Source organism: Sphingobacterium ginsenosidimutans (assembly GCF_039536865.1).
GTDB classification, from domain to species: Bacteria; Bacteroidota; Bacteroidia; order Sphingobacteriales; family Sphingobacteriaceae; genus Sphingobacterium; species Sphingobacterium detergens.
On sequence record NZ_BAAAZK010000008.1, the window covers coordinates 254,652 to 277,862 of the forward strand.

Consider the following 23,211-nt stretch of genomic DNA (forward strand, 5'->3'; position numbering starts at 1 on the left):
TTATAATAACGATAAACAACATGAGCAAATTGAGATTAGCATTTGTATTTTTTACGATTTTATTTATTTCATCGTACACTTTATTACAGGCTCAAACTCCTGCAGCAGCGCCAGTTACTGCCACTCAGCAGGCTAATGACGCTTACAAATACAGCCCGGATGGATTAAGAAAAGGGAGTTTGGCAAATCAGTTTGATCACTTAAATTATATATCAAAAAACAATTATGATTTCAAGATGGTCCGCAAAACCAACCTTGATATTGTAAAAAAGAACGTTGTTGATACTGTAGCCAAGTTACGCAAGGAAATAAATACACTCAAATCTTCATCCAGCAACTATACCTCCAATACCAAAAACTTACAGGATTCTATTCAGATACTAAAAGATCAGCTTGCGCAGGAACAGCAAAAAACAGATAGTTTTTCATTCTTGGGCATCAATACATCCAAAGGTTTATATAGTACAGTAGTCTGGACCATCATTGGAGTCTTGGCTGTCGCGACCTTTATCTTCCTATTCTCTTATCGGAAAGCCAAGGTTGACACCGTAGAATTTCAAAAAACAGCGGAACAATCGCAAGAAGAATTTGCGACATTCCGTAAAAAGGCGATGGAAAAAGAGCAATTGCTGAAACGTCAATTGCAAGATGAATTAAATAAAAAGATATAGTCATAGTCTTTAAAAGACTATACTCGGCTATTCTTTATCGACCTGAAGCGGCGCTTAATCGTAACCTCGCTTCAGGTCGATCACATTTAGATACCATGCGAATCTAATTGTATGTCCATTCGAAAAAGGAAGGGCTGATGTTAAAAAATAGATGACCAATACCTCGGAAAAAGTATATTTGTAGCTTCAAGAATCGAAACTAACAGAATTACAAGAGATAACATTTTGACCTCCATTAATAAAATTGTAATTTAATTGCAAATTCTATTTGTTTTTAAAAACGAATAACCTTATTTTTGCTGACCAAAAAAGAGGCCTTTTATGTCTCTTATATAAAATTGATTAATAAATATTTAGTCCCTATAATATGCCCAAGATTGGTAAAATAGCGCAGATTATCGGCCCAGTTGTTGACGTCAACTTCGCCGACAGTGAAAATCTACCTAAAATTTACGATGCATTGTACATTCAAAAAGAAAATGGACAACGTGTTGTATTGGAAGTTCAACAACACTTAGGTCAGGATCGTGTACGTACAATTGCCATGGACGCAACTGAAGGTTTGGTTCGCGGAATGGAAGTTGTTGATACTGGTGCTCCTATCAAAATGCCTGTTGGTGAAGAAATCAAAGGTCGTGTATTCAATGTAGTTGGTGATGCCATCGATGGTATCCAAAATTTGAGTAAAGAGAATGGTCGTCCTATCCACAACGTCCCTCCTAAATTCGAAGATCTATCTACTGAATCAGAAGTACTTTTTACTGGTATCAAAGTTATTGACCTTCTAGAACCATATGCTAAAGGTGGTAAAATTGGTTTATTCGGTGGTGCCGGTGTAGGTAAAACTGTATTAATCCAAGAGTTGATCAACAACATCGCTAAAGGTCACGGTGGTCTTTCTGTATTTGCCGGTGTAGGTGAACGTACACGTGAAGGTAATGACTTATTGCGTGAGATGTTGGAATCAGGTATCATCAAATATGGTGAGCATTTTATGGAAGGCATGGAAAAAGGTGAATGGCCTTTGGACACTGTTGACCACGAATTAATGAAAGACTCTAAATGTACTTTCGTATTCGGTCAAATGAATGAGCCTCCAGGTGCACGTGCACGTGTTGCTTTGTCAGGTTTGACTGTTGCAGAATATTTCCGTGATGGAGATGGCGAAGGTCAAGGTCGTGACGTTCTATTCTTTATCGATAACATCTTCCGTTTTACACAAGCAGGTTCTGAAGTATCCGCACTTTTAGGCCGTATGCCTTCAGCGGTAGGTTACCAACCAACCTTAGCAACAGAGATGGGTTTGATGCAAGAGCGTATCACTTCAACTAAAAACGGATCGATCACTTCAGTACAAGCGGTATATGTACCTGCCGATGACTTAACTGACCCTGCTCCAGCGACAACATTTGCTCACTTGGATGCTACAACAGTATTGTCTCGTAAAATTGCTGAGTTAGGTATCTACCCTGCTGTGGATCCTTTGGATTCTACATCTCGTATCCTTTCTCCTGCTGTTTTAGGTGCTGAACATTATGATACTGCACAACGTGTAAAAGAAATTCTTCAACGTTATAAAGAACTACAAGATATCATCGCCATCTTAGGTATGGACGAATTATCTGAAGAAGATAAATTAACCGTTCACCGCGCTCGCCGTGTACAACGTTTCTTGTCACAACCTTTCCACGTAGCAGAGCAATTTACAGGTTTAAAAGGTGTATTGGTAGACATCAAAGATACCATCAAAGGTTTCAACATGATCATTGATGGCGAGGTTGATGAATATCCAGAGGCCGCCTTCAACTTGGTAGGTAACATTGATGATGCTATCGAAAAAGGTAAGAAATTATTAGCAGAAGCAGTTTAATTTAGATATTAGACCATAGGTATGAGATAATAGACTTTCGATTATCTCATATCTATTTGAAAACCTAAAGTTCTCAAATCTCATATCTCAAATCTTATATCTAAGAATAATGAAATTAACAATTATCACTCCCGACAAATTAGTATACGAAGGCGAAGTAACATCTGTTACTGTCCCTGGTTCTGCGGGCTCTTTCCAAATTTTGAAAGACCACGCGGCAATTGTTTCTACTTTGGAAGATGGAAAAGTAATTATTCAACAAGGTAAAGGTGGACAAGAAGTGTTCATTAAAGGTGGCGTCGTGGAAGCAAAAGACAATGTCATTACCGTGCTTGCTGAAGGAATTATCGGAGATTAAATCAATTGATTTTAAAATATTGAAAAGCTTCCGGTAGAAATATCGGAAGCTTTTTTTTTAAAGTTTTTTTGACAATTTCTTCATTTTAGGAAGAAATTTGCCCTTTGTAACAAAAAATAATTTTTTGATCATGTAGACCAATTTTAAATACGGTATACGACTAACAAAATTTAAAACCGCACAAACCGAATAATAACAGTTTAAAATTTTTTAAAACATGAAAATTTAAAATTTTATTCTAAATAGAAAATTAGCACTTTAGCTATTGCCAATTATTGTAATTCCTGCTACCTTGAGGAAATGAAAATCGAAGGTTTTTACCAAGACCTGAGATAGCATGATTTACCAGCAAAAACCAAAAAAGGGAATTATTTAAATAAGGTAAATTTTGGGTTATGAAATATTACGACAAGAACACATTGATTTATTTAGACGGAGCTTTTGTAAAAGCTTCTGAGGCTGCATTGAATCCCTTTGCACAATCGCTTCATTATGGCTATGCTGTATTCGATGGTCTACGCGCGTACAATACCCACAATGGCCCACGTATCTTTAAGGCGGACAAGCATTTTGACCGATTAAAGAAATCTTGTGAAGCGGTTGGAATTCCCTATCAATGGAGCAACCGTGAGCTAATTGACAAATGCTATGAGCTTTTGGCCGTAAACAATTTACGAGAGGCTTATATCCGCCCGCTAGTGCTCACAGGAACCAATATGCACCTGACCTCCTCTACAGAAGCCAATCTAATGATTGCCGCCTGGGAATGGGGACCTTATCTTGGTCAGAACCTGCTCCGTGTGTGTATCTCCGATATCAAAAGACCTAATCCAAAATCTTTTAAAACTGACTCGAAGATATCAGGACAGTATGTAAACTCTATTCTGGCAACAACAGAAGCTATAAACAGGGGTTTCGACGAAGCACTTATGCTTGACCATGAAGGTTTCGTTGCACAAGCTTCCAGTGAGAATATTTTTATTGAGAAAGATTTCAAAATCTATACGCCGCCAGCGAAGAATATATTTCCCGGCATTACAAGGCAGACTGTTAAAAACATCTGTAAAAAGCTGAATTTCGAAGTCATTGAAAAACAATTGACGGTAGAAGATATCTATACTGCAGATAGCGCATTCCTCTGTGGTACTGCAGCAGAAATTATCGGAATCAAACAAGTCGACGATGTGATCTATCAAGAAGAGTGGGAACACAGTATAGGTGCGTCGATCCAAAGAAGATATAAAAATTTAGTATTAGAGAACGAAAATTATGAAGTCATCATCTAACGGCGAAAATGCAATGAACAAATACAGCCGTACATTTACACAAGACGAAACGCAACCTGCTGCTAAAGCGATGCTTTATGGTATCGGTTTGACAGATGCCGATATGGACAAGGCGCAGGTCGGTATTGCCAGCATGGGATATGATGGTAATACGTGTAATATGCACCTCAATGATTTGGCACAAATCGTCAAAAAAGGTGTTTGGAACAATGACTTAGTCGGTTTGACCTTTGGCACCATCGGTGTCAGTGACGGTATGAGCAATGGTACAGATGGTATGCGTTACTCGTTGGTCAGTCGTGATGTGATCGCTGACAGTATCGAAACGATCTGTGGTGGTCAATATTACGATGGTCTGATCTCTATTCCTGGATGTGATAAAAACATGCCCGGCGCTATTATCGCAATGGCCCGTTTGGACCGCCCGTCTTTAATGGTCTATGGCGGTACAATTGCACCTGGACATTATAAAGGGGAGGAATTAAACATTGTCTCTGCCTTTGAAGCCTTAGGACAACGCATCTGTGGCAATCTCTCCGATGAAGATTACGAGGGTATTATCAAACATACCTGTCCCGGTGCTGGTGCTTGTGGCGGTATGTATACTGCAAATACAATGGCTTCCGCAATTGAGGCATTGGGAATGAGCTTGCCTTACTCTTCTTCTAATCCGGCAATCTCTGAAGCAAAGAAAAATGAATGTTTAGATGCGGGTAAATACATCCGTACCTTACTGGAAAAAGATATTAAACCTTCCGATATCATGACGCGTAAAGCATTCGAGAATGCATTACGTGCGATCGTTATCTTAGGTGGAAGCACCAATGCGGTACTTCACTTTATTGCAATCGGCAAAGCGGTAGGCGTTGACATTTCTCAGGATGATTTCCAACGTATGAGTGATGAAACACCGGTACTGGCAGATTTTAAACCTTCCGGTAAATACCTAATGCAGGATCTTCAACAATATGGTGGAACTCCTGCCGTAATGAGATATCTTCTGGATGAAGGTTTATTGCATGGCGATTGCATTACTGTAACCGGCAAAACGGTTGCTGAAAATTTAGCTGATGTAAAATCCATTATGGCGTATGATCAGCCTATTATCAAACCGTTGAGCGACCCAATCAAAGCAACAGGACATTTACAGATTCTTTATGGAAACCTAGCTGAAAAAGGTTCGGTAGCAAAAATATCAGGCAAAGAAGGCGAAAAATTCACTGGCCCGGCACGTGTATTCGACGGCGAACATGATTTAGTCGCTGGTATTGCCTCGGGTAGAATTAAACAGGGAGATGTGGTCGTTATTAAAAACGAAGGCCCAATAGGCGCTCCAGGTATGCCTGAGATGCTTAAACCAACTTCATTAATTATCGGTGCTGGTTTAGGTAAATCTGTAGCATTGATCACAGACGGTCGTTTCTCTGGTGGAACGCATGGTTTCGTCGTAGGTCACATTACACCTGAATCCTACAAAGGTGGATTAATCGGCTTGGTACATGATGACGATATCATCGAGATTGACGCTGTTAATAATACAATCAATGTGAAACTTTCTGATGAAGAGATTGCTCAACGTCGTGCGGCTTGGGTACAACCTGCGTTAAAAGTGAGCAAAGGGGTGTTATACAAATACGCTAAAACCGTGGCTGATGCTTCAGAAGGATGTGTGACAGACTTATAGAAAAGTAAACAGTTCAAATTAAAAAAATGGAAAGACTGTCAAGCGTTAGGCTTGCACAAGAATAATCTCAATACTCAATACTAATATCTCAATACTAATCAATATGAGTACACTGGAAATAACAGAAAATAAGGCCGCTAAAGAGCAGCAAACTCCGACACAGATTTCGGGATCAAAAGCTGTTTTGGAAGCCTTATTGAGCGAAGGAGTTGATACCGTATTTGGTTATCCTGGAGGCGCAATTATGCCAATCTATGATGCCCTTTATGATTATACGGATCGTCTGAAGCATATTTTAGTGCGCCATGAACAAGGTGGAATCCACGCGGCGCAAGGTTATGCAAGAACTTCAGGTCGTACTGGCGTCGTCTTCGCGACAAGTGGTCCTGGAGCAACAAACCTAGTTACAGGACTGGCTGATGCCATGATCGACAGTAACCCGATTGTCTGTATTACAGGCCAGGTCTTTGCTTCACTATTGGGGACAGATGCTTTTCAGGAAACAGATGTCATCAATATTACCGCACCGGTCACGAAATGGAACTACCAAGTCACTGACGCAACTGAAATTCCAGCTGCACTCGCAAAAGCATTTTATATCGCCAGCACCGGTCGTCCAGGCCCGGTACTGATCGATATCACCAAAAATGCGCAAATACAATTGTTCGATTACTTCGGTTACGAAAAATGCAATCACGTACGCAGTTATAGACCTGCACCACAGGTCCGCAAAGAGTATGTGGAACAAGCTGCTGAATTAATCAACAATGCAAAAAAACCATTTATACTTTTCGGTCAGGGAATTATTTTAGGTAAAGCCGAGGCGGAATTCAAAGCTTTTATCGAAAAAACGGGCATTCCTTCCGCAGCAACTGTCATGGGATTGAGCGCCCTTCCAACGGACCACAAACTTCATGTTGGTATGCTGGGTATGCATGGCAATTATGCACCAAATGTCATGACCAATGAGTGTGATGTTTTAATCGCAATCGGTATGCGCTTCGATGACCGTGTCACGGGCCGATTGGACAAATATGCCAAACAGGCGAAAGTGATCCATTTGGATATTGACCCTGCTGAGATCGACAAAAACGTACAAACTACTGTACCAGTATGGGGTGACTGTAAAGAATCACTTCCAATGCTTACCGAATTGGTAAATGCTGTGGATCATTCTGCATGGTTAGCACAATTCCGTCAGCTTGAACAGGAAGAAATCAAAGAAGTCATCCAAAATGAACTTCATCCGCAAACGGATATCATGACCATGGGTGAGGTAATCAATGTGCTGAATGAATTGACTGGTGGTGATGCCATTATCACAACAGACGTAGGTCAGCATCAGATGGTGTCCTGTCGTTATGCTAAATTTAACAACAGTAAATCCAACGTAACATCAGGAGGACTGGGAACCATGGGCTTTGGTCTTCCGGCTGCGATCGGCGCCTGGTATGGCGCACCAGAGAAAACTGTCGTAGCAATCATCGGTGACGGTGGTATCCAAATGACCATTCAGGAATTGGGAACTATCATGCAGTTTGGCGCGAAGGTGAAGATCATGATCTTGAACAACGAGTTCTTAGGTATGGTACGTCAATGGCAACAACTGTTTCATGACAAGCGCTATTCATTCGTGAATATCACCAGTCCTGACTTTGTTGCAGTTGCCAAAGGATATTATATCGATGGACAGAAAATTTCAGAACGCAAAGATCTTCGCAATGCCCTTCAGACCATGCTTGAACACGATGGTGCTTACCTATTGGAAGTTATGGTAGGAAAGGAAAACAATGTATTCCCGATGGTTGCACAAGGAACATCCGTATCAGAGATCCGCTTAAAGTAAAATTTAAAATGGAAAAACAAGAATATACCATTACCCTATATACAGAGAATTCTATCGGTCTTATCGGCAGGATCTCAACGATTTTTTCAAGAAGAAAAATCAATATCGAAAGCTTGAATACTTCCCCTTCTGAAGTAGAAGGCATACATCGGTTTACCATTGTCATTACAGAGGCTGAAGATGTTTTGCGCAAGCTTTGTCGCCAGCTGGAAAAACAGATTGATATTCTTAAAGCCTACTACAACACCAATGACGAAGTGATCTGGCAAGAACAGGCTTTATATAAAGTCCCTGCAGACGTTGTCAATGAGAAGGTATATGTTGAGCGTTTACTACGTCAATATGGAGCCAATGTAGTTGTGATACGTAACGATTATATCGTTTTCGAAACTGCAGGTCACCGCGAGGAAATCGATAAGTTGACAGAAGAATTAACCAAGTATGGTTTGATCGAATTTGTACGGGGAGCACGTATCGCTATCATTAAAGATAGCGCCGGTTTCCACTCCAAATTGGTTCAGTTTGAAGCAAAGGAACCGTCAATTGAAATCGTTGAAAATGAATATCTCGACAAACGGGATGATGTATTTACTATGTAATCAGATGCAAGAAACGTTTAAATTTATCTTACAGGCACGCCAAAAATTCATTGAATTGGTGGATAGCCTTTCCATAGAGCAACTCAACAAAATCCCTACTGGATTTAATAATAATATTATCTGGAATTTCGGACATATCGTCGTGAGTACACAGACTTTAGTTTATGTTCGCACGGGTGTCAAAGCTGACACTTCTTGGGTGAAATACAACGAAGATTACAGAAAAGATACCAAACCCACACGTTTTGTGGAGCAGGCTGAAATTGATGAATTAAAGGCAATCGCTATCCAAAGTATCGAACAGATCGCCAAAGACTACGAAAATGGTGTTTTCGGAGAGATTACTTCTTTTTCTACAGCGACCTATGGTTATCCGATGGACACAGTTGAAGAAGTTATCGCTTTGACCTCTGGCCATGATAATGTTCATTATGGCTATGCTTTGGCACAACGCAGATGCTTATAAATTAAAAAAATAGAAATTAAAAAATAAAAAGAGAAGAAAGAAAGCTGGTAAGCCATAAGCTTGAAAAACCAAAATCTCAATTCTCATATCTCATTACTCAATACTAAATCAAAACAATGGCAAATTATTTCAACACCTTACCGCTTAGAGAGCAGTTAGAACAATTAAGTCACGCTGAATTCATGGATAATACTGAATTCACCGATGGTGTAAATGCTTTAAAAGGTAAAAAAATCGTAATCGTAGGATGTGGTGCTCAAGGCTTGAACCAAGGTTTAAACTTAAGAGATAGCGGATTGGACGTATCTTATGCTTTACGTAAAGAAGCTATTGAACAAAAAAGAGATTCTTGGAAAAACGCGACGGACAATAACTTCAATGTAGGAACTTATGAAGAGTTGATTCCAACAGCAGATTTAGTCATTAATTTGACTCCAGATAAACAACATACTTCGGTTATCACTGCTGTTATGCCGTTGATGAAAGAAGGCGCAACCCTATCTTATTCACACGGTTTCAACATTGTTGAAGAAGGCATGCAAATCCGTAAAGACATCACAGTAATCATGGTCGCTCCAAAATGTCCAGGATCTGAAGTACGTGCTGAATACCTTCGTGGATTTGGTGTACCTACTTTGATCGCTGTTCACCCAGAGAATGATCCTCAAGGAAAAGGTTGGGCTGAAGCTAAAGCATACTGTGTCGGAACAGGTGGTCACAAAGCTGGTGTATTGAAATCCTCATTCGTAGCGGAAGTAAAATCAGATCTAATGGGTGAGCAAACTATTCTTTGTGGTTTGTTGCAAACAGGTTCTATTTTATCTTTCGACAAAATGATCGAAAAAGGAATTGAAGCTGGATACGCATCTAAATTGGTACAATATGGTGTTGAGGTGATTACTGAAGCCTTGAAACATGGTGGTGTAAGTGGTATGATGGACCGTTTGAGCAACCCTGCAAAAGTGAAAGCTTTCGAGATCTCTGAAGAACTGAAAGATATCATGCGTCCATTGTTCCAAAAACACCAAGACGATATCATGTCAGGTCACTTCAGCAAGACGATGATGGAAGATTGGGCAAATGGAGATGCTAACTTATTGAAATGGAGAGCTGAAACAGGTGAAACTGCATTCGAGAAAACGCCTGCTGGTGATGTTAAAATCAACGAGCAAGAATACTTCGACAATTATACCTTGATGGTCGCTTTCATTCGTGCTGGGGTAGAATTGGCATTTGAAACTATGGTTGAAGCTGGTATCAAACCAGAGTCTGCTTATTACGAATCATTGCACGAAACACCATTGATCGCAAATACGATCGCACGTAAGAAATTGTTTGAAATGAACCGTGTCATTTCTGATACAGCAGAATACGGTTGTTACCTATTTGATCAAGCTTGTAAACCTTTATTGGCTGATTTCATGAAAACTGTTGATACAGATTTAGTAGGTAAAAACTTTAACGAAAACAAAGATGCAGCAGTTGATAATGCACAATTAGTTGTTATCAACGAGATTTTACGTGATCATCCAGTAGAAATCGTTGGCCGTAAATTGCGTAAAGCAATGACTGCCATGAAAGCGATCAAAACTGTTTAAAAATTCATACGAATTATCTGTTTTTTAACGGCCGTATGGAATATCCCAGTGAATTCAATAGACATATGTGCGCTGAAATCATGAAAATTTCGTAATTTAGTATATTAAAACCAAGGTGATATTGAGACATTTACAATATCACCTTGGTTAATATAAAAATAACATAAGAGAGATTAAAAATGTCAAAAACATTAGTAGAAAAGATTTGGGATGCTCACGTCGTCAAGCGTGAAGAAGGGTTTCCGGATATCCTGTATATCGATACCCACTTGATTCACGAGGTTACTTCACCTCAAGCTTTTGATGGCTTACGCAAAAGAGGAATTCCAGTCTTTCGTCCAAAGCAAACGGTAGCTACTGCCGACCATAACGTACCGACCCTCAACCAACATTTACCGATCAAAGAAGAGCTATCGCGCTATCAAGTCGATATGCTGACCAAAAATTGTGCTGAATTTGGTATTGAATTATATGGTTTGGGACATCCTTACCAAGGAATTGTACACGTAATTGGTCCAGAGTTAGGTATCACACTGCCCGGTAAAACCATGGTCTGTGGAGATAGCCATACCTCAACACATGGTGCCTTTGGAGCTATTGCTTTTGGTATTGGAACTTCTCAGGTTGAACAGGTTTTTGCGACGCAATGTTTATTGCAGTCCAAGCCTAAAACAATGAAAATTGAAGTCAATGGCACCTTGCAAAAAGGGGTTGGCGCAAAAGATATTATCCTCTATATTATCGCCAAGATTTCTGCAGCAGGTGGTACAGGCTATTTTATCGAATATGCCGGTTCAGCAATCCGCTCTTTGAGCATGGAAGCACGTATGACCATCTGTAACATGAGTATCGAAATGGGCGCACGCGGTGGACTTATTGCACCGGATCAAATCACATTTGACTATGTAGAAGGTCGTGAATTCGCCCCAAAAGGAGAAGAATGGGACAGCGCCTTAGCCTACTGGAAAACATTGTATTCAGACGAAGATGCCATCTTTGATAAAGTATTGACCTTTGATGCAGCAGATATCGCCCCAATGATTACCTACGGTACAAATCCAGGCATGGGTATGGGTATTGCCGAACATATCCCAGCAACAAGTGCACAACCTGAATCAGAAAGGCCATCGTATCAAAAAGCCTTAGACTATATGGGCTTTAAAGACGACTCCACGGTCTTGGGTAACCGTGTTGATTATGTATTCATTGGAAGCTGTACCAACTCCCGTATCGAAGATTTACGCGAAGTAGCTTCATTCGTTAAGGGAAAACAAAAAGCACAGGATGTCGAAGTATGGATTGTACCAGGCTCCAAGCAGGTAGAAAAACAAGCCAAAGAAGAAGGTTTGGATAAAATATTTGAAGCGGCTGGATTCCAATTGCGGGAGCCTGGATGTTCAGCATGTTTAGGTATGAACGAAGACAAAATTCCTGCGGGTAAATATTGTGTTTCAACCTCAAATAGAAACTTCGAAGGACGCCAAGGCCCTAACGCGCGCACCATGTTGGTATCACCACTGACAGCAGCGGCGGCAGCAGTAACTGGTAAAGTAACAGATGTTAGAGAGTTAATATAGTATTGAGATGAGAGAATTGAGTATTGAGACCCTGATTGTCCAAGCTTTCAGCTTATAACTAGCTCCATTTTTTAATTTTTAATTCTGACTTACTAAATTTTTGATATGAAAAAATTTGAAACATTAACATCACAGGTAGTTCCATTGCCTATTGAAAATATTGATACTGACCAAATTATTCCAGCACGCTTTCTAAAAGCGACCACTCGAGAAGGCTTTGGAGACAACCTTTTCCGTGACTGGCGTTTTGATAGCGAGAATCAGCCTAAAGCAGATTTCGTATTGAATAGCCCTACCTATTCGGGAAAGATATTGGTTGCCGGTAAAAACTTTGGTTGCGGCTCTAGCCGTGAGCATGCTGCATGGGCGATTCAAGACTATGGTTTTGATGTGGTCATCAGTTCGTTTTTTGCAGATATCTTTAAAGGTAACGCCCTTAATAATGGCGTATTGCCGATACAGGTTTCGGAAGAATTTTTAGCGAAAATCTTCGAATTGGTGCACCAAAACCCAAACACAGAAATTATCGTTGATCTCGAAAAACAAACCGTTATGTTGACAGAGACAGGCGATCAATTTGAATTTGAAATCAATCCATACAAAAAATCATGCTTGATTAATGGATACGATGATATCGATTTCATCCTTAATCAAAAAGATTTAATTGAATCATTTGAAACAACAAGAAAATGGTAGACCCAGTCGTCCATATTGCCAATTTAACTATTCAACATGGTAAGGATACCGTGCTGCAAGATTTAAATTGGCAAATTTTTCCTGGTGAACAATGGATCCTGGGAGGTCCAAGTGGCACTGGAAAAACAACGCTTGCGAAAGTAATTGCGGGACAACTAAAATATCAGGGCAGCCTATCCTTCCATTTGGATATGGATAGCCCCTTACCAGCTCTTGTGCATTACGTCTCCAATTGGTTTCAATTTACCAATCTGGAGGGTGACCGCAATTTCTATTACCAACAACGCTACAATAAATTTGCAAAAAACGATACACTAACGGTTTTTGCTGAATTAAAACATTTTGCAAAGGAACAACAGCTTGCCTTTGAAGATGTAGCACCTTACCTCGCTATCTTTGGATTTGAAAACTTCAAAGATCAACAGTTGATCGAACTTTCCAGTGGCGAACATAAAAGGCTACAGTTGGTCAAAGCACTGTGGCTTCAACCTCAGCTATTGATTATCGACCAGCCTTATACCGGATTGGATGTACAATCCAGAAAAGATCTGAATCAGGTCTTTGATCAGCTTGCAGAAAAAGGTGTATCACTGCTGCTGATCAGTAATGATGACGAGCAGCCTGATTGCATCAATCGTTTTGCTGAAATCCAAGATGGGAAAATAGTCATTCGTCAAAACAGTGGTGAAATTTCAAAAGGAATACCACGAAAGCGAAAGGAATTACCTTATTTCTTGCAACAATCACCTAAAGTCTCCGCTCCCATCATGGTAAAGATGAAGCAGATTCATATTTCCTATGGCGAAAAGCAAGTCTTAAAAAACATTGACTGGGAAGTTAAAGCCGGTGAAAAATGGTTGTTGCAAGGGCATAATGGCTCCGGAAAATCGACCTTATTAAGTCTGATCAATGGAGATCATCCGCAGGCCTATGCAAATGATATCTACCTTTTTGGTAAAAAAAGAGGATCAGGAGAAAGTATCTGGGAAATTAAGGAACACCTTGGTATCATTTCTCCCGAATTACATTGGTACTACGATATGAATGCCAATGTAGGACAAACAATCGCTTCGGGGTTCTTCGACTCAATGAGTCTCTATCAGAAATTAGGGTACGAGCAACAGCAGAAACTGGAACAGGTACTTCATTTTTTCGATCTCAAAGAAGTGAAGCATAAAACATTAGGATCTTTACCTTTAGGCCAGCAACGATTAGCCTTACTAGCACGAACCATCGTAAAACATCCAGAATTGCTTATATTAGATGAACCTTGTCAGGGATTAGATCAGGAACAATCGCAATATTTCAATGATGTGATCGATGACCTGAGCAAGAATGGCCAGACCCTTATTTATGTTGGTCATTTCCAAAGCCAATTACCGACCTGTATAGATAACAAGATGGTACTGGAAAAGGGTGAAATTAAATCCGTAGAACGAGTTATCCACAAAAAAGAAGCTTTATCAACATAGAAATTGTGGAAAACGATAATTAACAATAGATATTAGACAATAGACATGAGTGGATGGATATTCAAAATTTATAAAAATAGCATCTCAATACTCATATCTCAATACGCAATACTAAGAAAACAATGAAAAAAAACATATTAATCATCCCCGGAGATGGCATTGGCCAAGAAGTAACAACATGGGGTAAAAAAGTTTTAGAAAAGATTGGTGAAAATTATGGTCATGAATTCAGTTTCGATGAAGCGATCATGGGACACACTGCGATTGAGGCTACAGGAAATCCGCTTCCGGATGAAACTTTAGCGAAAGCAAAAGCATCAGATGCGATCCTTTTTGGTGCGATCGGACATATTAAATACGACAACGATCCATCTGCTAAAGTAAGACCTGAACAAGGCTTATTGAAGATCCGTAAAGAATTGGGTTTATATGCTAATCTTCGTCCTATCCTTCTATTTGATGAATTATTGGATGCGTCGAGTTTAAAGCCTGAAATCCTGCAAGGAACAGATATTCTTTTCTTCCGCGAGTTGACGGGTGACGTTTATTTCGGGGAGAAAAACCGCAATGAGGATAATACATTCGCTTCGGATTTGATGAACTACCACCGTTATGAAGTAGAGCGTATCGCGCGTAAAGCGTATGATGCTGCCCGTACCCGTAACAAGAGATTATGCTCAGTTGATAAAGCCAATGTATTGGAAACTTCCCGTTTATGGAGAGAAGTTGTCCAAGAAATTGCAAAAGAATACCCTGATGTTGAAACAGAACACATGTTTATCGACAATGCAGCAATGCAATTGGTTAAGAATCCGAAGAAATTTGATGTTGTATTAACAGCGAATCTTTTTGGCGATATCTTGACAGATGAAGCATCGCAGATTGCCGGGTCAATGGGCATGTTGGCCTCAGCGTCAGTGGGTGATGGCACAGGTTTCTTCGAGCCTATCCACGGTTCGGCACATGATATCGCAGGCCAAAATAAAGCGAATCCGCTTGCCTCAATTCTATCGGCGGCATTAATGCTTGACATTAGCTTTGGTCTTCAGGAAGAAGCTAAAGCAGTTACCAATGCTGTTGCTGAAACACTAAAAGCAGGTTGGAGAACGGGAGATATCGCCAATGCCCACACCGAAGCTTCTAAAGTCCTGGGTACGCAGGAAATGGGTGAAAAAGTATTAGCGTTTATTAAATAGTAATGAGATATGGGTAGGGAGTTTTACTTCTTACGTTTTTTTATAAATCTTTTGAATTAAGAAATTATGTTACACGATCCTAATCATCTTTACATCTTCGACACCACATTACGTGATGGCGAACAGGTACCAGGATGCCAATTAACTACTCCAGAGAAAATTGAGATCGCGAAGGATTTAGAAAAACTAGGTGTCGATATTATCGAAGCTGGTTTTCCTGTTTCCAGCCCCGGAGATTTTCAATCTGTCGTAGCGTTATCCCAGGCGGTGAATGATGTTATTATATGTGCATTAACCCGTGCTAATCAAAACGATATTGACGTCGCTGCCGAAGCATTGAAATATGCCAAGCGCCCACGTATCCATACCGGCATCGGTTCTTCAGATATGCATATCAAATATAAATTCAATAGTACGCGTGAAGAAATTTTAGAGCGTGCGGTAGCGGCTGTAAAACATGCGAAATCCTATGTGGAAGATGTCGAGTTTTATGCAGAGGATGCGGGCCGTGCAGATCTGGAATTTTTAGCTAAAATGATTGAATCAGTGATTGCTGCTGGTGCGACAGTGGTGAATATTCCAGACACCAACGGATATTGCTTACCTGACCAATATGGTGCTAAAATAAAGTATCTCAAGGAGAATGTACGTAATATTGATCAAGCAATCATCTCTGCACACTGTCACAATGATTTGGGACTAGCTACAGCCAACTCCATTGCTGCAATACAAAACGGTGCCCGCCAGGTAGAATGTACCATCAATGGTATCGGTGAACGTGCGGGTAATACCTCCTTGGAAGAAGTTGCGATGATCCTTAAAGTACACAACCAATCTTTCGGTAGCTTAACTTCAAACATCGATAGCCGTATGTTTACCTATCTATCACGTAAAGTGAGTGAAATGATGAACATGCCTGTGCAACCCAATAAAGCGATTGTTGGCCGGAATGCCTTTGCCCATAGTTCAGGTATCCACCAAGATGGCTTCTTGAAGCACCGCGAAAATTATGAAATTATCAGACCCGAAGATGTGGGTCTTGATGAAGCAGATATCATCCTAACTGCCCGTTCAGGAAGACATGCACTTAAACACCATTTAGAGCGCTTGGGTTTCCATCTTGAAAAAGATGATCTTGCAGATTGCTATCAACGCTTTTTGGTTTTGGCCGACGAAAAGAAAAATATTTGTGATGATGACCTAAAAAGCCTCATCCAAGAAAAGATATAAAAAAGGAAAGGCTGCTGATGCAGCCTTTTTTTATCAAGAACATATTTTTTAAAAGGATTTCACAATCACATGGATAAACTTTTTTGTTCTATTCACGCGTGGTCTTTCTCATAAAAATCAACTAAATTTAAATCAACTTTTAAACACGGTATAGGTAGTATCTCCAGTATAGCGGTGGATACCCCCGCTTTCTTTACTACCTTCATTAGACATATCATCTAACTATGGATCTATCAACCCTAAACATCGATTCCGAAGCTACACTTGAGCGCATCAAATCTGTGGTCAATCGTACCCCCCTACAATATAATCGGCATTTATCCGAAAAATATGACGCAGAAGTCTATCTCAAAAGAGAAGATTTGCAAGTCGTACGTTCTTATAAATTACGTGGTGCCTACAATAAGATTATTTCGTTGACAGATGAAGAAAGGCAACGTGGTGTAGTCTGTGCAAGTGCAGGTAATCATGCCCAGGGTGTAGCCTTTTCATGTAACAAATTAGACATTAAGGGTGTTATATTTATGCCTGGACCGACCCCTCGTCAAAAAATCTCGCAGACCGAAATGTGGGGTAATGGCAATGTTGAAATTATATTGACCGGTGATACATTTGATGACTGTCAAAAAGCTGCTCTGGCGTACACGGAAGAACATGGTATGACTTTCATTCCGCCATTTGATGATCTCAAAGTTGTGGAAGGACAAGGTACCGTAGCCGTTGAAGCATTGCAGGATCTTCCGGATATGGACGCCATATTTATTCCGATCGGTGGTGGTGGACTAGCTGCCGGAGCAAGCTATTACCTGAAAAGCAAAAACAAAGCGATCAAGTGTTACGGTGTAGAGCCTGAAGGTGCCCCATCGATGCAGGCTGCACTTGAAAACGACGCACCCTTTGAATTAGAGCACATCAACAAGTTTGTGGATGGAGCTGCTGTAAAAAAAATAGGAGCGACAACATTCGCCATTGCTAAGCAACTACTCGATGATACACGCTCTATTCCTGAAGGTAAAATATGTACCTGCATTTTGGAGTTATACAATAAAGATGCAATCGTCGTTGAACCTGCAGGAGCACTTTCTGTTGCCGCATTGGAGTTCCACAAAGATGAAATTAAAGGGAAGAAAGTAGTCTGTATTATTTCAGGTGGCAACAATGATATTGACCGCATGAGTGAGATCAAAGAACTGTCTCTACTTTATGAAGGATACAAGCACTATTTTATCGTTCGCTTTCCACAGCGCCCCGGAGCATTAAAACTTTTCGTTTCCGAGGTTCTTGGTCCTAAAGACGATATCACCCGGTTTGAGTTTATCAAAAAAACAGAACGCGAAAGGGGTCCAGCCCTAGTCGGTATTGAGCTCAACAAGCCTGAAGATTACGAAACATTGATCGAACGAATGAAAGAATACAAATTCGATGTCATTGAAATCAATAAAGATCAAACATTATTCGAATATCTGGTCTAAGACATAAAAAGCTGCGATTTAAATGCAGTGAAAAAAGAAACACATTTAAAATTAGAGAATGGACCACAGCCCAAAAGTTAGACAAAAAACTTTTGGGCTGTATTATTATGAGCGAACAGACATTTGAAGATAAACTCGTCCTTTTTTCAATGGACTAGCTTGAGTAATAATAGGAAACGGGAACTGTATTTATATTTCCGACAAGATTAAAAATCGGTTTGAACAATTTTCCCAGTCATCTATATCTCTTAAAATTAATACTATTTTCATCACATAAAAATCTTATATTTAAGTGTTTAATCAAAAATAAGCACAGATGAGAGTACTAATTTTAACGATTTTGACCCTAATAGGTCAACTTAGCTTCGCCCAGACAGACAAAAGCAAACGTCCAAGTCCTCCGGACAACACCAAGGTAACAACAACCGATGGTGTTACCATCGACATCAATTACAGTCGTCCTTCACTCAAAGGTCGCAAGCTCGGTGTTGATATTGTTCCTGCCGGTGTAGTCTGGCGTACAGGCGCCAATGAAGCCACTACGATCGAATTCAATAAAGATGTATTGGTTGAAGGAAAAAAACTAGCCGCAGGGAAATATGGTCTTTATAGTATCCCTGGAGAACACGAAACAACCCTTATGTTCAGCAAAGTGTGGAATCAATGGGGTACAAAATATGATGCTAAAGACGATGCGCTACGCGTTTCAGTCAGTAATGGCAAGTCCGATAACAGTCAGGAGCAGTTCAAAATAAATGCGACTCCCGAAGGTAATATTTCACTGGAATGGGGAGAATACGTCATTCCTTTTAAGGTCAAAGCAAGTAATTAGCTGACCTATAGGTCTTTTTTATAAAAATAGGCTACCGGTCAAACTACGACGGGTAGCCTATTTTTATAGGATCGAAAGGCTTTTATATAGTCAAAAAGCAGTTCGTATGGTTAATCAATTACGTCTTTTCTATAGCGGTCTTAGTTGTTTTATTCAACCCATACTTTACCATAAAGGCATTATACTCTTCCTCATCACGATTCATTTTATCATACCAGTTCTTTTTCAGTATAAGTGTAGTAATACCTAATATCAAGATTGTTGCGAGTAAGCCTTGTCCTTGTTTGATCACAATATACATGGGCACCAAGGTCAGACAACATTGCCATACAATGCCAACGACCACATTGACCATATCCCGTTTAAAATGATCATTCTTCTTGAGATCCGGATATTTCGCTAGGGCTTTTTGATGAATTGGGGCCCACAATCCCCAAGGACGCACACGCACATAAAAGTCTACCAACACTTCCTCTTCGGTGGGTCGGGATAACCATGTTCCTGCAAAACAACCCAATAAAGATAGGACAAACAAAAAAGGAAAGAAATACAGTGGCAGTGTATCCGGAAAAACCTGCGGTAATATAATCGCTCCGAATATACCTGCTAGCATTCCCCAAAAAAATCCGGCACCATTAAAACGCCACCAATGCCATTTCAATACGTTTGCGGCAATATAACCGCCATATAAGGCGGAGACAATCCATTGTAAAACGGAATTTATATTCTGCACATATAAGCCAATAATAGTGCTACAGACGACCACAGTGATTGATACAACATAACTCAGACGGATCTGCTTTTTGGATGAAGCAGACCGGTACATAAACTTCAACAACACGTCATTTACCAGATAAGCCTGAGCAGCATTTACCGTTGAAGCAAATGAAGACATGAATGCCGCCAATAGCCCAGCTAGCAATAGCCCCGTCAACCCAACCTTGCCGAAGCGGCTGATAGCTTTCGGCAGAATAATTTCAAAATCCATCTGATTGCCCATATGTGCAAATTCATCCCGAAAAAACACAAGCGCTAATACCGTGAACCCCATAATCATTAGATACCGTGGGATAAGTAGAATGACCGACACCGAACCACTCATTAAGGCCGCCTCTTTAGGGGATCTACAGGCCAGTATCTTCTGCATGTCATAGTTGGCAGCCGGTCCTGCCATGCTCATAAATATCCCTTTAAATAACATCATCATGACAAATACCGTGAAAAGATTATATTGATCATCGGCGATCCGATCCATGATGGAGGGAAGTAAAGTACTCCAATCCAAATCCAATTGCCAGCCGAAAAAAGGTGAATCCCATCCTTCCGGTGTGTTTGCCGCCAATAGTTCAGGGCTAACCTGCTGCATGGCTATAACAGCGATGGCAATCCCCGAAATAATCATAATAGCAAACTTGACCATATCTGCCCACACAATACTGTGCATCCCACCAAGCATGACGTAAAAAGTCGTAATCGCTGTAAAGAAAATACCATACAATTGAGGAGCCATCGCTGGATCAATCGTCAATGGAATAAAGCGAGATACCTGTTCCCATGGAAAAAAAACTTCCATGAATTTCCCTATCCCGATAAAGCCGTAACACAAAAAACCCATTACCGCAACAATGGCATATAGAATGACGATGGTATAGGCCCCATCAGCTCCCCGACCATGACCAAAACGAGTACGGATCCATTCTGCTCCGGTAAGGACATTGGATCGCCGCAGCCAGACCGACAAATAGACCATCAAAAAAATCTGATTAAAAACAGGCCATAACCAAGGGATCCACATGCTTTTTAAGCCATATACAAAAGCAAGGTAGACCATCCACATGGTTCCTGAGATGTCAAACATGCCCGATGCATCAGAAATACCGAGCATGTAATAGGGAAGCGTTTTTCCGCCTAAAAAATAGGAATCAAGATTCTTGGCGGCTCGCTTTTTAAGGATCAAACCGATTACAATCATCGCAAGCAAATAACTGACGATGATAACTATATCTATTACGGAAATTTCCATGAATATTCTTTTCGTGGTCATCCGCAATCTACAATTATATTTCTATTTCTCCAATTGATCAATCACGACCGAAACAGGGTAGTGATCAGATATCCCCTCCAGTGCAGGACCATTATGAACTTGCACCTGCTTCACATGAGATGCTAAAGGGTCAGACAACAAGATATAATCAAGACGTTCGGAAACACCAGCCAACCGGGAGTCTCCCCATTTCCAATTGTAAAGCGTCGCTGCGGGGTAGCTGGCACGTCTGATTTCAGGAAAGACATACCGTCCGATACAATCGTCAAAACCGGCAGCCAGAAAAGTTGATAATACACGATAATCAAATCTACCGCCGTTCATATTGCCATACTGTGGATGCTCCTGATCCCATTTCATCAAATTTGTCTTCAATACAGATTGTGTTTCTAGCCAAATGGCGTCCAATGGGGAATAGGCATTTAGGTCTCCCATAATAATACAACTGTCCAGGCGATTATTCTTTACATATTCCACAATTTGTCTTGCCTCTCCAAGCCGATATTTCCAGGAAAAAGGGCTTAGATGTGTTACGATAAGATCTAAATTTTTGATCTTCACATGCAGCATCCCATGCCAAAACTGATCTACTTGTGCTTTTACAAGTCTGATCGGATAACGTGAGGAAATACCGACAGGGTAACCTTGCTCTTTTAACAAAACCGTGTAAGTATGCCCATATGTTTTAGCCAATTGCGCGAGATCTGTTTGCTTAAAATCGACCAGTTCCTGCAATGCCACAATATCAGGCTGCTCTTTTCGCATCCAATCACTAAATTTATCCTTTCGATCCTGTTGCTTCTCAAAACCATTCCAGATATTATAAGAGATAATTTTTAAGGTACCCGATTCTTGAGCCCGCACAGAAAACGCCAAATTGAAAAGACTGATCAAAGCGAGAATTCTAACACAAACATTCTTTAACATAGCATTGGTTTTTTCATTGCACATTTTGTTATCATATATTTCATCGCGCCTTTGCATAACGTGCGCTAAGCATACTATTTTAGGCATACAATTTACGATCATTTCCTTTAACTCGGGTACACTTTGTATTTCTTCCAGATCGAGTATTATTGTGAAAGATGACCAACCCCGCCCCGACTCTTATTGTTTATATAGTGCATATTATGATCAATCAGATTAATCACCTTACGCAATGATTCCGCTGAGCGAAGTCCGTCCGCTGGTGTATTCAGGCAATAATCCAGCAATTTCGTCACAGAAGAAACTGCAACATGTGTCCGCGTATCGCTGGAGGCGTAATAAATATACACGGTACCATCTGCATCCATAATCCAACCGTTACAAAAAAGCACATTGGAAACATCTCCCACCCTTTCCTCACCTTCGGGAGCCATGAGATAACCCGCAGGCTCTGCAATTAATTCACTTGGATCCGCTAGGCTCGTGAGATAGAGGTATAATACATAACGTAAGCCCGCTGCAGTACCCCTGACTCCGTGTGCAAGGTGCAACCAGCCTTTCTCCGTCCGTAGTGGCGCCGGTCCCTCCCCATTTTTAAGCTCCTTTATCGTATGATAGGAACGTTTATTAATAATCTTTTCCTCCTGGATAACAGCTTTGGTGATATCCTCCACCAAGGCCCATCCAATACCACCACCACTTTTTGCCAGAATAAAATCATCCTGGGGGCGTGTATAAAACGCGTATTTTCCTTGCACAAACTCAGGATGCAGCACCACATTGCGTTGCTGACTGTCCGCCTTTAAATTAGGGAGACGTTCCCAATGTATCAGATCTTTTGACCGAATGATCCCGGCAGAAGCGACGGCACTAGAAAGATCGCCTGGAGCAGCATCAGACGCACGTCGTTCACTGCAGAAAATTCCATAGACCCAGCCGTCATCATGTGCCGTAAGCCGAAGATCATAGACATTGGTTTCATCAGATTCCGAATCCGGAAGTGAGACTGGATGATCCCAGAAGCGAAATTGATCTATTCCATTGTCACTTTCGGCAATTGCAAAGAAAGACTTTCGGTCTACGCCCTCCACACGAACGAATAGCAGGTACTTTCCTTTCCAATAGATTGCTCCAGCATTCATAGTTGAGTTGAAGGCAATTCGTTCCAAAAAATGAGGATTTGTCAATGGATTGAAATCGTAACGCCAGGTAAGCGGAATATGTTCTTTGGTGACAACAGGATTAAAATAGCGTGTAACAATTCTTCCCGGACTGGATAATCCAACGTTTGCTTTTTCTAATAATAAACGTTGTGTTTCGATAATATAAGCTTTTTGGCGTTCAAAGGATTCGGACATAAAATTGCGTAAGTTCAAAAAATAGTTAT

Annotated in this window: 19 protein-coding genes; 16 read left to right on the forward strand and 3 right to left on the reverse strand. The window is 40.6% G+C overall.

Annotated features, from left to right (window positions below; all coding sequences use genetic code 11):
* Nucleotides 1–20: 20 nt before the first annotated feature.
* The 16 genes from ABFX33_RS21500 (at nucleotide 21) to ABFX33_RS21575 (ending at nucleotide 18,853) form a co-directional block, all read left to right on the forward strand.
* Nucleotides 21–671: a hypothetical protein gene (locus ABFX33_RS21500; RefSeq protein ID WP_223581846.1), complete on the forward strand. Its 651-nt coding sequence runs from the start codon at nucleotides 21–23 to the stop codon at nucleotides 669–671.
* Between the two features lie 367 nt (nucleotides 672–1,038).
* Nucleotides 1,039–2,541 carry a F0F1 ATP synthase subunit beta gene (atpD, locus tag ABFX33_RS21505; protein ID WP_108634878.1) on the forward strand — a complete coding sequence of 501 codons (1,503 nt, stop codon included), beginning with the start codon at nucleotides 1,039–1,041 and terminating at the stop codon, nucleotides 2,539–2,541.
* A gap of 109 nt (nucleotides 2,542–2,650) precedes the next feature.
* Nucleotides 2,651–2,899 (forward strand): ATP synthase F1 subunit epsilon, encoded by a 249-nt coding sequence (atpC, locus tag ABFX33_RS21510; protein WP_028071934.1) that lies wholly within the window; start codon nucleotides 2,651–2,653, stop codon nucleotides 2,897–2,899.
* Between the two features lie 395 nt (nucleotides 2,900–3,294).
* Nucleotides 3,295–4,185 (forward strand): branched-chain amino acid transaminase, encoded by an 891-nt coding sequence (locus tag ABFX33_RS21515; RefSeq protein WP_346088168.1) that lies wholly within the window; start codon nucleotides 3,295–3,297, stop codon nucleotides 4,183–4,185.
* The gene (ilvD, locus tag ABFX33_RS21520) at nucleotides 4,169–5,869 is read left to right on the forward strand and encodes a dihydroxy-acid dehydratase (protein ID WP_346088169.1); all 1,701 of its coding nucleotides are present in this window, start codon (nucleotides 4,169–4,171) and stop codon (nucleotides 5,867–5,869) included. The genes ABFX33_RS21515 and ilvD overlap by 17 nt, the downstream gene beginning before the upstream one ends.
* Before the next feature lie 103 nt (nucleotides 5,870–5,972).
* On the forward strand, nucleotides 5,973–7,715 hold the full coding sequence (ilvB, locus tag ABFX33_RS21525) for a biosynthetic-type acetolactate synthase large subunit (protein ID WP_120260206.1): 1,743 nt from the start codon (nucleotides 5,973–5,975) through the stop codon (nucleotides 7,713–7,715).
* Between the two features lie 8 nt (nucleotides 7,716–7,723).
* Nucleotides 7,724–8,314, forward strand: coding sequence for an acetolactate synthase small subunit (gene ilvN / locus ABFX33_RS21530; RefSeq protein ID WP_070570155.1), 591 nt, complete (start codon nucleotides 7,724–7,726; stop codon nucleotides 8,312–8,314).
* Nucleotides 8,315–8,318: 4 nt separating this feature from the next.
* On the forward strand, nucleotides 8,319–8,780 hold the full coding sequence (locus ABFX33_RS21535) for a DinB family protein (RefSeq protein WP_257087126.1): 462 nt from the start codon (nucleotides 8,319–8,321) through the stop codon (nucleotides 8,778–8,780).
* A gap of 116 nt (nucleotides 8,781–8,896) precedes the next feature.
* Nucleotides 8,897–10,378: a ketol-acid reductoisomerase gene (gene ilvC / locus ABFX33_RS21540; RefSeq protein WP_257087125.1), complete on the forward strand. Its 1,482-nt coding sequence runs from the start codon at nucleotides 8,897–8,899 to the stop codon at nucleotides 10,376–10,378.
* Nucleotides 10,379–10,557: 179 nt separating this feature from the next.
* A complete protein-coding gene (leuC, locus tag ABFX33_RS21545; RefSeq protein WP_346088171.1) occupies nucleotides 10,558–11,955 on the forward strand; it encodes a 3-isopropylmalate dehydratase large subunit in 1,398 nt (465 codons plus the stop codon).
* Nucleotides 11,956–12,060: 105 nt separating this feature from the next.
* Nucleotides 12,061–12,651 (forward strand): 3-isopropylmalate dehydratase small subunit, encoded by a 591-nt coding sequence (gene leuD, locus ABFX33_RS21550; RefSeq protein WP_223581826.1) that lies wholly within the window; start codon nucleotides 12,061–12,063, stop codon nucleotides 12,649–12,651.
* Nucleotides 12,645–14,123, forward strand: coding sequence for an ATP-binding cassette domain-containing protein (locus ABFX33_RS21555; RefSeq protein ID WP_346088173.1), 1,479 nt, complete (start codon nucleotides 12,645–12,647; stop codon nucleotides 14,121–14,123). The genes leuD and ABFX33_RS21555 overlap by 7 nt, the downstream gene beginning before the upstream one ends.
* 122 nt (nucleotides 14,124–14,245) lie before the next feature.
* Complete coding sequence (gene leuB / locus ABFX33_RS21560; RefSeq protein WP_120260213.1) at nucleotides 14,246–15,319, forward strand: 3-isopropylmalate dehydrogenase; 1,074 nt, start codon at nucleotides 14,246–14,248, stop codon at nucleotides 15,317–15,319.
* Between the two features lie 66 nt (nucleotides 15,320–15,385).
* Entirely contained in the window at nucleotides 15,386–16,549 is a 1,164-nt protein-coding gene (locus ABFX33_RS21565) for a 2-isopropylmalate synthase (RefSeq protein ID WP_223581820.1), read from the forward strand.
* A gap of 224 nt (nucleotides 16,550–16,773) precedes the next feature.
* Nucleotides 16,774–18,021 carry a threonine ammonia-lyase IlvA gene (ilvA, locus tag ABFX33_RS21570; RefSeq protein ID WP_346088175.1) on the forward strand — a complete coding sequence of 416 codons (1,248 nt, stop codon included), beginning with the start codon at nucleotides 16,774–16,776 and terminating at the stop codon, nucleotides 18,019–18,021.
* A 316-nt stretch (nucleotides 18,022–18,337) separates the two neighbouring features.
* Nucleotides 18,338–18,853, forward strand: coding sequence for a DUF2911 domain-containing protein (locus tag ABFX33_RS21575; RefSeq protein ID WP_120260216.1), 516 nt, complete (start codon nucleotides 18,338–18,340; stop codon nucleotides 18,851–18,853).
* Between the two features lie 118 nt (nucleotides 18,854–18,971).
* Here the strand turns inward: ABFX33_RS21575 and ABFX33_RS21580 are convergent, their stop codons facing one another.
* The 3 genes from ABFX33_RS21580 to ABFX33_RS21590 all read right to left on the reverse strand — a co-directional run bounded on the left by ABFX33_RS21580 (nucleotide 18,972) and on the right by ABFX33_RS21590 (nucleotide 23,182).
* Nucleotides 18,972–20,876 (reverse strand): sodium:solute symporter family protein, encoded by a 1,905-nt coding sequence (locus ABFX33_RS21580; RefSeq protein ID WP_346088177.1) that lies wholly within the window; start codon nucleotides 20,874–20,876, stop codon nucleotides 18,972–18,974.
* A gap of 42 nt (nucleotides 20,877–20,918) precedes the next feature.
* Nucleotides 20,919–21,824, reverse strand: coding sequence for an endonuclease/exonuclease/phosphatase family protein (locus ABFX33_RS21585; RefSeq protein WP_346088179.1), 906 nt, complete (start codon nucleotides 21,822–21,824; stop codon nucleotides 20,919–20,921).
* Between the two features lie 146 nt (nucleotides 21,825–21,970).
* Nucleotides 21,971–23,182, reverse strand: a complete 1,212-nt coding sequence (locus ABFX33_RS21590) for a glycoside hydrolase family 130 protein (protein ID WP_346088606.1) — start codon at nucleotides 23,180–23,182, stop codon at nucleotides 21,971–21,973.
* Nucleotides 23,183–23,211: the final 29 nt, after the last annotated feature.